Raw genomic sequence first — 12327 nt, forward strand, 5'->3', positions numbered from 1 at the left:
AGTAACTACGGTGTGGCCGGTCCACCAGACCGCGTCGCGGTCAGCAGCAGATACTCCCACCGCATGGAACCGTCGGCGGCCCGGAAGCGGGCGGCGAGCCCGTCGAGGGCCGCGTCGAGCGCCGCCGTGCGGTCCGGGTCGCCGGCCAGGGCGCGGTAGACGGTCAGCGTCGGGCCGTAGTTGTCGCGGAAGTACTCCCGGAAATCACCCGGCTCGGCGAACCGCTCCACCCGGACCGCCCCGGTCCGGGCCGCGACGCCGGTGACCCGGTCGCCGAGCAGCTCCCGCACGTGCTTCTCGTCGCCCCACAGCGGCGGCGGCTGCGCCCCGGCCGGCGGCGGCGCGGCGAAGGGCTTCATCGCCGCGAACAACTGCCCGATGAAGCCGGCCGGCGTCCAGTTCAGCATCGCGATCGTCCCGCCCGGCCGGCACACCCGGACCAGCTCGCCGGCCGCGGCCCGGTGGAACGGGGCGAACATGACGCCGACGCACGACAGCACGACGTCGAACTCCCCCGCGCCGAAGGGCAGGTCCTCGGCGTCGGCCTCCACCCAGTCGAGGACCGCGCCGCGGGCCTCGGCGAGCCGCTGCCCGACGGCCAGCAGCTGCGGCGTGAGGTCGCTCGCCGTGACGTTGGCCCCGGCGAGCGCGGCCGGGATCGCCGCGTTGCCGGTGCCGGCGGCGACGTCGAGCACCCGTTGCCCCGGCCCGACGCCGGCGGCCCGCACGAGCAACGGCCCCAGGCCGGGGATGATGTCGGTGGCGACGGCGGCATAGTCACCCGACGCCCAGATGGCGCGGTACCTGTCTTGCCACGGTGTGGTCATACCGCGACGCTAGGTTCGGCGCGACGCCGCGATCCAGCACACGATCTGTACCGGGGCGGGACATCGCGGGAGACCTACGCTGCGTCGCATGGGCGCCTACTCCCAGTTCTGCCCCGTCGCCGAGGCGATGCCCCAGGACTCGAGCACCTCCTCGGTGTGCTGGCCGGGCAGCGGGGGCGGGGTGGCGGGCCCCGGCGTGGAGTGCGCGAAGCGGGGGGCGGGGGCTGGCTGCGGTACCGATGCGTGGGTCTGGAACGTGCCGCGGGCCGCGAGATGGTGGTCGGAGCTCGCCTCGGTCAGGGAGAGGACCGGGGCGACGCAGGCGTCCGTGCCGTCGAAGAGCGCGGCCCACTCGTCGCGGGTTTTCGTCCGGAACGTCGCGGCGAACCGCTCGCGCAGCGTGGGCCAGCCGGAGACGTCGAACTGCTCGGGCAGGTCCCGCAGGCCGAGCCGCGCGACGAGCTCGGCGTAGAACCGCGGCTCCAGGGCGCCGACGGCGACGTGCCGGGCGTCGGCGGTCTCGTACACGTCGTAGAACGGGGCGCCGGTGTCGAGCAGGTTGACGCCGCGCCGGTCGCGCCACAGGCCCGCGCCGAGCAGGCTGTGCAGGATCATCGCGAGGTGCGCGGAGCCGTCGACGATGGCCGCGTCGACGACGTCGCCGCGGCCGGTGACCTGCGCGGAGCGCAGCGCGGCGAGGACGCCGACGACCAGGTACAGCGCGCCGCCGCCGTAGTCGCCGAGCAGGTTGACCGGCACCTGCGGCGGCCCGCCGGCCCGGCCGATGGCGTGCAGGGCGCCGGTGCGGGCGAGGTAGGTGATGTCGTGGCCGGCGGTGCTCGCAAGGGGTCCGTGCTGGCCCCAGCCGGTCATCCGGCCGTAGACGAGGGCGGGGTTGCGGGCGTGGACCTGCTCGGGGCCGACGCCGAGCCGCTCGGCCACGCCGGGCCGGAAGCCCTCGATGAGCACGTGCGCCTTCGCCGCCAGGGCCAGCACGGTCGCCACGCCCTCGGGGGTCTTCAGGTCGGCGGCGACCGAGCGCTTGCCCCGGTTGACCAGGTCGCTGCCCGGTGGGGGCCCGAGCGGGGCCCCGCCGCCGGGCCGGTCGACGCGCACGACGTCGGCGCCGAGGTCGGCCAGCACCATGGCGGCGAAGGGCCCGGGCCCGATGCCGGCCAGCTCGAGCACGCGCAGATCCCGCAGCGGTCCTTCGCCCATGCCCGTAAGTTACCGCTCGGTCACGCGGCAGGCGAACACTCCCCAGCCGAGGTACCTGCGTTGGTACCGCAGGTGTGTCCGCTTCGCGGTCCGCAGGTATTCGCGCATCGCCGGCGCGTCGGGCGAGGCGGGGTGCTCGCGCAGCCAGTCGGAGACGGTCCACCACTGGGCGGCGACGTACCGGTCCCAGCTGTCGCCGTCGGCGAGGACCATCTCCAGCAGTTCGAGCCCGGCGCCTTCCAGCCGCTCCCGGGTGCCGTCGAGGGTGGTGAACTCGTCGCGGGGGAGGCCGAGCCCGGCGTAGGCCTCCTCGGGGGTGTCCTCGGCCCAGAAGGGCTCCCCCACCAGGATCAGCCCGCCGGGCCGCACGGCCCCTTTGAGCAGCTCGACGGTCCCGGCGAGCCCTCCGCCGATCCAGGTGGCGCCGATGCAGCTGACGACGTCGAAGGTCTCGGTCAGCTCGGCCAGCGCGGCCTTGCCCTCGGCGCGGCGGAAGGCGACGCGGTCGGCGACGCCGAGCTCCGCGGCCCGCGCGACGGCGAGCGGGACGAACACCTCGCTGAGGTCGACGCCGTGGCCTTCGATGCCGAACGCGTCCGCCCAGCGGCAGAGCATCTCGCCCTTGCCGCAGGCGACGTCGAGCTGGCGCTGGCCGGGGCGCAGGCGGCAGATCTCGCCGAGCAGCATGAGCTTGTCGTCGGTGAAGGGGTTGAGGATCCGGTGCCCGGCCTCGGCGATCTCGTGCATGCTCAGCACATCCATGCCCGCGACCGTTGCAGCGCCGGGGCGCCGCTGTCCACGGATTTGCGGATTCTCCTCCGGGTGCCCGGCGCCCCGCACCTCCGCGTGTGTGGTCACCCGGAGCGCTTTCTCCTCCGGGTGCCCGGTGTCCCGCGCCTCGGCGTTTGTGGTCACCCGGAGCGCTGCGGCTCGATCACGCCGCGGTGAGCCTGCTCACTGAGCACCGGTCGCCATGAACTCGTGGGCGCCCCGCAACCGGGTGCGCAGCGTGGCGGTGGCCAGGCCGATGTCGAGCCGCAGGTCGCCCGGCCGCCCGGACGAGGTGGCGGCCCGCAGCCGCCCGGCGTCGAGCCCGTCGCGGCGCGCGACGAGCAGCCCGAGGTCGTATCGGCTGATCGCGTCGGGCCCGGCGACGTTGAGCACCCCGGCGTGCTCCCCCGCGCCGAGTTCCAGCAGCGCGTCGGCGAGGTCGTCAACGTGGACCGGCTTGCGGACCTCGTCGGTGAACAGCGCCCCGCCGGCCCGCCCGGCCACGAGGTCGTGGGTGAGTAGCTCGTGCGCCCCGTTGCCGTCGCCGAGGATGAGCGAGGTCCGCACCACCGCCGCCGAGGGCATGATCGCGAGTACCGCGGTCTCGGCCGCCGCCTTCGCCGCCCCGTACGGGTAGATCGGGTCCGGCTCGTCGCGCTCGGTGTACTCGCGGCCCGCCCGCCCGGAGAAGATCGCGTCGCTGGAGACGTGCACGAGCCGCACCGGCCCGGCGGCGGCCTGTGCGCACGCGACGGCCACGTGGGCGGCGCCGTCGGCGGTCGCCGCCCAGTCGTTGCGGTCCCGGCCGGCGGCGGCGTGCACCACGAGGTCGGGCGCGACCGCGTCGATCACGTCCCGCACGGCCCGGCGGTGGCGGATGTCGAGCCGCACCCATTCCACGCCCGCCGGGGGTGCCGCCGTGCCGAGTTCGCGGACGTGCGTGCCGACGACGGTGTGCCCGGCCTCGACCGCCCGGTGGGCGACCCGCCGGCCCAGCGACCCGGTCGCCCCGGTGATGAGAATGCGCGTCATGGACGTCAGTCATACCGCAGAGCTACCCGCGGATCGCTCCGTGGCGTGACGTGCCCGCGCGCGCCGTCCTCGTACGGTCCGCCCCATGACAACCGAACGTGACCGTGCCATCGACGCCCTGCGCGCCGTCGCGATCCTCGGCGTGGTGCTCGGCCACTGGCTGGTCACCGCCGTCGTCCTGGACGGCGACACGGTGCGGGTGGCCAGCCCGCTGCGGGCGCTTGCCTGGCTGGCCCCGGCCTCCTGGCTGTTCCAGACCCTGGCGTTGTTCTTCTTCGTCGGCGGCATGCTCGCCGCCCGTTCCACGATCGGCCGGTACGGCCCGTGGCTGCGGGCCCGCCTGGACCGCCTCTTCCGCCCGGTGCTGATCCTCGTCGCGGCCTGGAGCGGCGTGCTGATCGTGGCCACGGTGTGCGCCCCGGGCCTGCTGCCGGTCGTCGGCTCGCACACCGTGCTGAAGCTGGTGGCCTCCCCGCTGTGGTTCCTGCTCGTCTTCGCCGCGCTCACCGCCGCGACCCCGCTCGTGCGGCGGCTGCACCCGGCGTGGCCGTTCGCCGTGGTGGCCACCGTCGACGTGGCCCGCCTCGGCCTGGGCGCCCCGGCGTGGCTGGGCTGGCTCAACCTGGCGGCGGGCTGGCTGGTGCCATTCTGCCTGGGCGCCGCCTGGACCCGCGGCCGGTTGCGTTCCCGGCGGGCCGGCTGGCTGCTGCTCGTCGTCGGCGCCGCGGCCGCGGTCACGCTGACCGGCTGGTCCGGCTACCCGGTGTCGATGGTCGGCGTCCCCGGCGAGGGCATGTCGAACCTCAACCCGCCCAGCCTCGCCGCGGTCGCGTTCGGCATCGCCCAGTGCGGCGCCGCCCTGCTGCTGATGCCGGCCCTGCGCCGCGCCATGCGCCACCGCCGCCGCTGGCTGGCCGTGGCCCTCGTCAACCTCAGCGCCATGACGATCTTCCTGTGGCACCAGACGTCCCTGCTCGCCGTGACGCTGCTGGCCCCCGGCCCGCTCGACGGCCTGCACACGGCCCCGGCGGGCGTGTCGTGGCTGTTCGCGAGGCTGCTGTGGCTGCCGGTGTTCGCGACGGTACTGGCCGTGGCCTGGCTGCTGTTCCACCGCTTCGAGCACCGCGGCCTCTCCCCGGCGGCCGTCCTCGCCGCCGACGCCCCCGGCCCTTCCCCGGCCGCTCTCGTCGCCGTCGCCGCCACCCGCGGCCTTCCCCCGGCGGCGCTCGTCGGCGGCGCCCGCGCGTCAACGCGGACGGCCCACCCGAGCGCCGGCGATGCCCAGGAGCCCGTCCGGCCGGCGTGACGCCTCGAGTGTTCAGGGGCGCGCGGCGGCGTACAGGATCTCGCGCATGCCCGGGACCTGCTCGTGGTCCTCGCGCCACACCAGGCGCAGGCTCAGGTCGGGGACGGGCAGGCCGAGCCGGACCAGCGTCCCGGAGCGGATGCGGTCGGTGACCGCGAAGTCCGGCAGCAGCGAGATGCCGAGGCCGTGCTCGGCCCAGGCCACCATGACGGAGACCCCGCCGGCCGGGACCCGCCGCGGGCCGGCGCCGAAGATCCGGTCGCCCGCGAGCCAGAACGAGCATTCGGGCACGTTGACGAGCAGTCGCTCGCCGGCGAGGTCGGCGGCGCCGAGGCGGTCACGCTCCGCAAGCGGATGGGTCGGCGCGGCGACGAGGGCGAGCGGGACGGGTTCCAGGTCGACGTACGTGAGCGGCCCGGCCGGCGCGGCGAACCCGAGGCCGCCGATCGCGTCGCCGGAGTCGAGCAGCAGCGCGGCGTCGAGCTGACCGTCGAGGACCCCGTTGAGCAGCCCGTCGCGGGCGCGGTCGGCGTGCACCTCGACGTCGATGTCGGGCCGGCGCTGCGCGAAGCGGGCCAGGACCTGCGGCACGTACACGCCGGCGAGGGTCTCCAGCGCGCCGAGCCGCAGCGGCCGGCGCTCGTCGCGGACGTCGCGGACGGCCTGCTCGGCCTGCTGCAGCAGCGCCCTGGCCCAGCCGTGCAGGCGTTTCCCGGCGGCGGTGAGCTCCATGCCGCGCGGGCCGCGCGTGAACAGGGCGACACCGAGCGTGTCCTCGAGGGTCCTGATCTGCTGGGAGACGGACGAGGGCGCGAGGTCGAGGGCGATCGCGGCGTCGGTCACGGTCCGGTGCCGGATCACCGCTTCGAAGGTCCGCAGCTGGCGCAGTTCCACGCCGGCATCAAGCCTGCCGGGCGTTCGGAAATTCCGAATGCTGCATGCGGTACCGCCGGTGGAGCCTCGACGCCGTCCGTCGCACGGTGATCCCATGAACGTTCTGCGACCGTCCGCACGCCGGATGCTGTTCGGCATCGCGCTCGGGTATTTCATGGTGCTGCTCGACATGACCGTGCTTTCGGTGGCCGAGCCGGACCTGGCGGCGTCGCTGGCCACGTCGGTGGCGGGCCTGCAGTGGGCGACGACGGGGTACACGGTCACGTTCGCCGCCCTGCTGCTGTCCGCGGGCGCCGCGACGGACCGTTACGGCGCGGCCCGCCTGTTCCGTGGCGGCATTGCCGTGTTCGCGGCCGCCTCGCTGCTGACCGCGCTCGCCCCGCACCTGTGGGTGCTCGTCGCCTTGCGGGCGGTGATGGGCGTGGCGGCCGCGGCGTGCGTGCCCGCGTCGATGGCGATGATCGCCCGCCTGTACCCGCAGCCGGCGGCCCGCGCCCGAGCCATCGCGGCCTGGGCGGCGACGAGCGGCGCGGCCGTCGCCGCCGGCCCGATCGCCGGCGGCGCCCTCGTCGGTGTGGCCGGCTGGCGCGCGGTGTTCCTGATCAACGTCCCGATCGGCCTGCTCGTCCTGGCCCTGACCGCGGCCCGCACCGGCCCGGGGCCGCAACGCGCCGGGCCGCCGCGGCGGATCGACTGGCCGGCCCAGTGCGCGGCCGCCGCGCTGCTGGCCCTGGCGACCGACACGCTCATCGCCGCCGGGGCCGGCCACTGGCCGCACGCGATGACGGCCGCGACGGTCACCGCCGTGTCGCTGTTCGCGTTCGTCCGGTTGGAGCGGCGCAGTCACGCTCCGGTCCTGCACCGCGAGCTGATCCGGGTCGGCCGGGTGCGGGCCGCCCTGCTGGCCGGCGCGGCGGTGAACTTCGCGCTGTCGGGGGCCCTGTTCGTGCTGCCGCTGCTGCTCCAGCGGCACCTGGACGCGCTGCACACGGGCCTGGCGTTTCTGCCGTTGACGGTGCCGTTCGCCGTCAACCCGCCGGTGACGGGCAGGATCGTGGCGCGGGTCGGCCCGTTCCGGCCGATCGTGGCCGGCCTTGCGCTGATGGCCGCCGGCGGGCTGGTGCTGGCGGTGGTACTGCACGTGGGCGCCGCCTATCCGTGGCTGGCGATCGGCCTGCTGCTGACCGGGTTCGGCGTGTCGTTCGCACTGCCGGTGCTGACGGCGGCGATGGTGAGCGCGGCCCCCGCCGGGGCGACCGGCGCGGCGGGAGGTGTGCTCAACGCGGTACGCCAGACCGGCGCCACGATCGGGGTGGCCGTGATGGGCGCGGCGGTTGCCGCCGGCACCGGCGCCGCCCTGCTGCTCTCCGCCGCCGTGTGTGCCCTGGCGACGGTCGTGTTCGCCCTGACCGGCCGGGCCCCCCGCCGCGCGGCCGTGCCGGCCGGGTCCGTCGCGTAGGGCCGACGCCCCGGTCTGCGTCCTCGCCCCGGGCTGAAACCGGTTGAGCGTCCCGTCCGCAGTCCCGACCAGCACCGGTTTCACCCGCGGCGGCGTACGGGATCACGTGCGGCTCGATACCGGTTCGTGCTCGTGCTCGTGCTGTGTGGCGCGGTCGCGTCGGGGCAGCAGGAGCGGGGTGGCCAGGATCAGCAGACCGGCGATCGCGATCGCGGTGCGCGGGCTGGTGACGGTGGCCAGCAGGCCCCACAGCGCGGTCAGGCCGGCGATCGTGGCGTTGCTGGTGACCGACCACGCGGACAGCGTGCGCGCGACCCGGTCCGCCGGGGTCTGGTCGAGCCGGTAGGTGGCGAACACCGGGTTGAACACGCCCATGCAGGCGACCAGGCCGAACTGGACGGCGATGACGAGCACGAGACCGCCGGTGCCGGGCCCGACGAAGGTAAGGCCGAGCGGCCAGCAGGCGCGTAACGCACCGGCGGTGAGCAGGACCTTGTGTTGCCCGAACCGGGTGACGAGCGGCTGGGCCAGGCGTGCGCCGATCAGCCCGCCGATGCACGGTGCGCCGAAGGCGAGGCCGTACTGCCAGGGCGCGAACGCGAGCCGGTCGAGCATGAGAACGGCGAGCAGCGGCGAGGTCGCCATGATCAGGCCGTTGACGAGGACCGTGTTGCAGAACAGCGGGCGCAGCGCCGGGTGGGTCAGGATGCAGCGCCATCCGTCGAGCAGGTCGCCGGCTCGCAGCCGTGGGCCGCCGGTTCGGTCGGGGCGCGGCTCCGTTCCGCCGATCGCGCGGATACCCAGGGCCGAGAGCAGGTAGCTGATCGCGTCGGCCGCCACGGTTGCCACCGGCCCGAACAGCCCGATCGCGGCATTGCCGAGCGGCGGCCCCACCACGGTGGCGGTCCAGGTGGTGGCCTCGAACCGGCCGTTCGCGACAAGCAGGTCCGCACGCGGGACGAGGGTCTTCAGGTACGCGCCGCTGGCCGCTGTGAAGGTGATGTCGGCCGCGGCGGTGACGGTCGATACGACCACGAGCTGGGTGAACGTCAGCCAGCCGAGCGCGAACGCGGCGGGGACGCTCATCAGCGCGGCGAACCGGATCAGGTCCGTCGCCACCATCACCGGCCGTTTCCGGCGAAACTCCACCCACGGGCCGAGTGGCACCGCGACTGCCGCACCGACTGCCAGTCCCGCCGCTGACAGCAGCGACACCTCGATCGGGCTGGCGCGCAGCACCAGAATCGCGATCAAGGGAAACGCGCCGAATCCGAGCCACGTGCCGAAGGTGCTGACCGTGTATGCCGTCCAGAGCCACCTGAACTGCCGCCCCAGCGATCTTCCAGTCACCATGCCCCCGAATCTCAACGCGACAACCTGTAGTTGACCGTTGAGATCCAAGCAGGCAGTACACCGGCGTATCAAACAACCGACACGCCGAAGCGGCACAACCTCAAGTTGTGCGGGTAAGGTTCGCCGGCATGGACTTCGACGCCGTACGCACCTTCGTCGCCGTCGCCGAGGCGGGCCAGTTCCAGGAGACCGCCGCCGAGCTGTCGATCACCCAGCAGGCCGTCTCCAAGCGCATCGCCACACTGGAGCGCAACCTCGGCGTACGGCTGTTCACCCGCACACCGCGCGGCGCCGAGCTCACCGTCGACGGGCACGCGTTCCTGCCCCACGCCCGCGAGCTGCTGCGCGTCGCCGAACGCGCGGCGGCGTCCGTGCGCCCCGGTAGTCGTCCGCTGCGCGTCGACGTGATCGCCTCCCGCCTCGCCACGTCCGGCCTGATCCGCGACTTCCACCGGGCACACCCGCAGATCGAGCTCGACGTGATGAAACTCTTCGACGTCGAGTCGGCCGTCGCGGCCATCCGGTCCGCAGCGATCGACGCGTCGTTCCGCGCGGTCGCCATGCCTGGCCGGCCCCTTCCCGAGGACATCGAGGCCGTCCGGGTGCTCGACGAGCCACTGCAGCTGCTCACCGGCCCCGCCCACGCCCTGGCGTCGCACCGTTCGGTCACCGTCGCCCAGCTCGCCGGGCACCGGATCTGGATGCCCGGCCTCGCCCCCGGCACCGAATGGACGGCCTACTACGACGACCTCGTCGCCGAGTTCGGCCTCACCATCGAGGCGACCGGCCCCAACCTCGGCGTTGACGCCCTCCTGGACACCATCGCCGACACCCCGGCCCTGGCCACCTTCATCGGCGAGCAGACACGCCTCGTCTGGCCCGCCGGCCACGGACTGCGCCGCATTGCGGTGACCAACCCGACGCCCGTCTACCCGCACTCGCTCCTGTGGCACCGCGACAATCTCCACCCGGTGCTGACCACCCTCCGCAACCACATCGCCGCCACGACGGCCGGCCACGACAGCCCCGGGACCTGGATCCCGAACTGGGTGACACGGGCGTAGCCGGCAGAGCTCTCCGGGATGGACGCGGCCGAAGACCCGCGTGTCACTGAGCGACACGTTCGTGACCGTCGCGCCCGGGGCCGGTCGGTATGCCCACTTCGAACGGGCCGCGTCGGTCTACCTGGCACCCGGGTCGCTCTACGCCCAACCGATCTACGGCCGTTTGTGAGAGCCGGCCGCTGCATTCGGCGCTGGCGCTGCCGGCCGGAGTGGCCCGGCTGAACGCGGGGATACGCTGGTGGTGAGCACGGACGGCGTGATTGTCATGGTGTTGTTGATCTTTTTGGTCGTCTTGGCGATCGTCGGGTTGTCGGCTAGCGCCCGGATCGTCCGGCAGTACGAGCGCGGTCTGGTCTTCCGGCTGGGGCGGCTGCGGGAGGCCACGCGCGGGCCGGGCCTGTGCATGATCGTGCCGGCGGTCGACCGGATGCAGAGGGTGAGCCTGCAGATCGTCACGTTGCCGGTACCGGCGCAGGACGGGATCACGCGGGACAACGTCACGGTCACCGTGGATGCGGTGGTGTACTTCCGGGTCGTCGACCCGGTCCGGGCCGTCGTCAACGTCCAGGACTACATGTTCGCCGTGCTCCAGGTGGCGCAGACGTCGCTGCGGTCGATCATCGGCAAGAGCGACCTCGACGAGCTGCTGACCAACCGCGAGCGGCTCAACCAGGGCCTCGAGGTCATGATCGACAGTCCGGCGATCGAATGGGGTGTGCACATCGACCGGGTGGAGATCAAGGACGTGTCGTTGCCGGAGTCGATGAAGCGGTCGATGTCGCGGCAGGCGGAGGCCGAGCGCGAGCGGCGCGCGCGGATCATCACCGCGGACGGCGAGCTGCAGGCGTCGCGCAAGCTGGCCGACGCGGCGGCCGCGATGGGGCAGACGCCGACGGCGCTGCAGTTGCGGCTGCTGGAGACGGTCGTCGAGGTGGCCGCCGAGAAGAACTCCACGGTGGTCCTGCCGTTCCCGGTCGAGCTGCTGCGCTTCCTCGACCACCAGGCCCAGGCACCCGCCGCCGAGCCGCCCGGCACCGAGCTTTCCGTCACGCGGTCACATGTCCAGGCCGCATGATCATCTCGACGCTTTCGTTGGTCCAGGTGAAAGTCAGGCCCTTTGGGAGGCCACCCTCGTGGGCCGCCTCTATGGCTTCGGGGTACGCGCGGGCCTTCTCGTGCTCGGCGAGCGCCCGGTAGATGCTGGCGACGCTGGGGCTCTGCCCCTTGCGCTTGCCGGTGGGGATGATCAGGTCGGGCTGGATCTGCTCGACCGACTCACCGAGTGCCTTACCGCGCAGGATGGTGTGCAGCATGTCGTCGGTGATGACCGGGGGTCGACCGCCACTCCTGTCAGTTTTGAGTGAGAACGACTTCTGCGCTCCGATCGGCTTCTTCGCGGTCTTCAAGCGCTCCTATTGCGGGCCTGCTTCACTTCCTCATCAACGGTCCAGGCGTCGGCGACCAGACCGAGGTGGCCGAGCTTGTCGGGGTTGATGACCGAGCGGATGGTCTGGATCTGCCCGTCGAGCACGTCGAGGGCGAGGACGTGGAGGACCTTGCCGTCGCGATCACGGAAGAGCGCGCCCGGCTGGCCGTTGACCTCGTGCAGTTCGAACGTGATGCCGACCCGCGCCATCAGCGGGTAGACGGCGGCGAGCAGCCTGGCCACGTTCTCGGCGCCAGCGACGGCCCTGGCCAGCTGCGGGGCCTTGCCACCGCCGTCCCCGACGAGCTGGACGTCGGCCGACAGCAGACTCTGCAGCCCGTCCACGTCTCCCTGCGCCAGTGCCTCGAAGAACCGCCTCGCCAGCTCCTGCCGCTCCTGGCGGTCCGCTTCGAACCGGGGCCGTCCCTCGTTCATGTGGCGGCGTGCCCGTACGAGCAGCTGTCGGCACGCCGCCTCCGAGCGTCCCACGGCTGCGGCGATCTCGTCGAAGCCAAAGGCGAAGACCTCCCGCAGCACGAACACCGACCGCTCCAGCGGGCTGAGCCGCTCCAGGAGCAGCAGCGCCGCCATTGACACCGAGTCGGCCAGCTCCGCCGCGCGGGCCGGGTCCTCGTACGGATCGTCCAGCAGCGGCTCGGGCAGCCACGGTCCGACGTACTCCTCCCGCCGTACCCGGGCGGAGCGCAGCACGTCGATGGCAATCCGGGTCACCGTGGCCGACAGGAACGCCTTGGCCGACACCGGCCGGGTGGTCGAGGCGTCGTAGCGGAGCCAGGTCTCCTGCACCGCATCCTCCGCCTCGGCCACGCTGCCCAGGATCCGGTACGCGATCGAGAACAGCAGCGGCCGCAGCTCCTCGAACTCCTCGACCTTGCTCACGCCGACTCCCCTTGCAGTCTGAGTGCCCGGCCGGACCCGCGCCGACGAGGCATCCTTCGAAGATCATCCGATGTGTG

General features: G+C 73.4%; 12 protein-coding genes. 4 read left to right on the forward strand and 8 right to left on the reverse strand.

The genetic code is table 11. The annotated features are described in order from the left end of the window. Positions 1–5: 5 nt before the first annotated feature. The 4 genes from AB0M46_RS32990 to AB0M46_RS33005 form a co-directional block, all read right to left on the reverse strand. Positions 6–827 (reverse strand): class I SAM-dependent methyltransferase, encoded by an 822-nt coding sequence (locus tag AB0M46_RS32990; protein ID WP_363342474.1) that lies wholly within the window; start codon positions 825–827, stop codon positions 6–8. Between the two features lie 96 nt (positions 828–923). Continuing rightward, positions 924–2045 (reverse strand): CaiB/BaiF CoA-transferase family protein, encoded by a 1122-nt coding sequence (locus tag AB0M46_RS32995; RefSeq protein ID WP_363342476.1) that lies wholly within the window; start codon positions 2043–2045, stop codon positions 924–926. Positions 2046–2054: 9 nt separating this feature from the next. Further along, positions 2055–2807 (reverse strand): methyltransferase domain-containing protein, encoded by a 753-nt coding sequence (locus AB0M46_RS33000; RefSeq protein ID WP_363342478.1) that lies wholly within the window; start codon positions 2805–2807, stop codon positions 2055–2057. 192 nt (positions 2808–2999) lie between these two features. Next, positions 3000–3848: a sugar nucleotide-binding protein gene (locus tag AB0M46_RS33005; protein WP_363342480.1), complete on the reverse strand. Its 849-nt coding sequence runs from the start codon at positions 3846–3848 to the stop codon at positions 3000–3002. An 85-nt stretch (positions 3849–3933) separates the two neighbouring features. Here AB0M46_RS33005 and AB0M46_RS33010 point away from each other — a divergent pair, with 85 nt between their 5' ends. Continuing rightward, positions 3934–5154: an acyltransferase gene (locus AB0M46_RS33010; RefSeq protein WP_363342482.1), complete on the forward strand. Its 1221-nt coding sequence runs from the start codon at positions 3934–3936 to the stop codon at positions 5152–5154. Between the two features lie 12 nt (positions 5155–5166). Here AB0M46_RS33010 and AB0M46_RS33015 read toward each other — a convergent pair whose 3' ends face one another. Then, positions 5167–6048, reverse strand: a complete 882-nt coding sequence (locus AB0M46_RS33015; protein WP_363342484.1) for a LysR family transcriptional regulator — start codon at positions 6046–6048, stop codon at positions 5167–5169. 94 nt (positions 6049–6142) lie between these two features. Here AB0M46_RS33015 and AB0M46_RS33020 point away from each other — a divergent pair, with 94 nt between their 5' ends. Next, positions 6143–7507 carry an MFS transporter gene (locus tag AB0M46_RS33020; RefSeq protein WP_363342486.1) on the forward strand — a complete coding sequence of 455 codons (1365 nt, stop codon included), beginning with the start codon at positions 6143–6145 and terminating at the stop codon, positions 7505–7507. A 102-nt stretch (positions 7508–7609) separates the two neighbouring features. On the opposite strand, the gene AB0M46_RS33025 is transcribed toward AB0M46_RS33020, so the two are convergent. Continuing rightward, positions 7610–8860 (reverse strand): MFS transporter, encoded by a 1251-nt coding sequence (locus AB0M46_RS33025; RefSeq protein ID WP_363342488.1) that lies wholly within the window; start codon positions 8858–8860, stop codon positions 7610–7612. Positions 8861–8988: 128 nt separating this feature from the next. Here AB0M46_RS33025 and AB0M46_RS33030 point away from each other — a divergent pair, with 128 nt between their 5' ends. Both AB0M46_RS33030 and AB0M46_RS33035 read left to right on the forward strand, forming a co-directional pair. Beyond that, complete coding sequence (locus AB0M46_RS33030) at positions 8989–9924, forward strand: LysR family transcriptional regulator (protein WP_363342490.1); 936 nt, start codon at positions 8989–8991, stop codon at positions 9922–9924. Between the two features lie 265 nt (positions 9925–10189). Beyond that, the gene (locus tag AB0M46_RS33035; RefSeq protein WP_363342528.1) at positions 10190–10999 is read left to right on the forward strand and encodes a slipin family protein; all 810 of its coding nucleotides are present in this window, start codon (positions 10190–10192) and stop codon (positions 10997–10999) included. On the opposite strand, the gene AB0M46_RS33040 is transcribed toward AB0M46_RS33035, so the two are convergent. Together AB0M46_RS33040 and AB0M46_RS33045 are read right to left on the reverse strand one after the other, a co-directional pair. Further along, entirely contained in the window at positions 10971–11330 is a 360-nt protein-coding gene (locus AB0M46_RS33040) for a hypothetical protein (protein ID WP_363342492.1), read from the reverse strand. The genes AB0M46_RS33035 and AB0M46_RS33040 overlap by 29 nt on opposite strands. Then, the gene (locus AB0M46_RS33045) at positions 11327–12250 is read right to left on the reverse strand and encodes an RNA polymerase sigma-70 factor (protein WP_363342494.1); all 924 of its coding nucleotides are present in this window, start codon (positions 12248–12250) and stop codon (positions 11327–11329) included. The genes AB0M46_RS33040 and AB0M46_RS33045 overlap by 4 nt, the downstream gene beginning before the upstream one ends. Between the last annotated feature and the right edge of the window lie 77 nt (positions 12251–12327).

The sequence above is a fragment of the Dactylosporangium sp. NPDC051485 genome (genome assembly GCF_040682015.1).
Taxonomy (GTDB): Bacteria; Actinomycetota; Actinomycetes; order Mycobacteriales; family Micromonosporaceae; genus Dactylosporangium.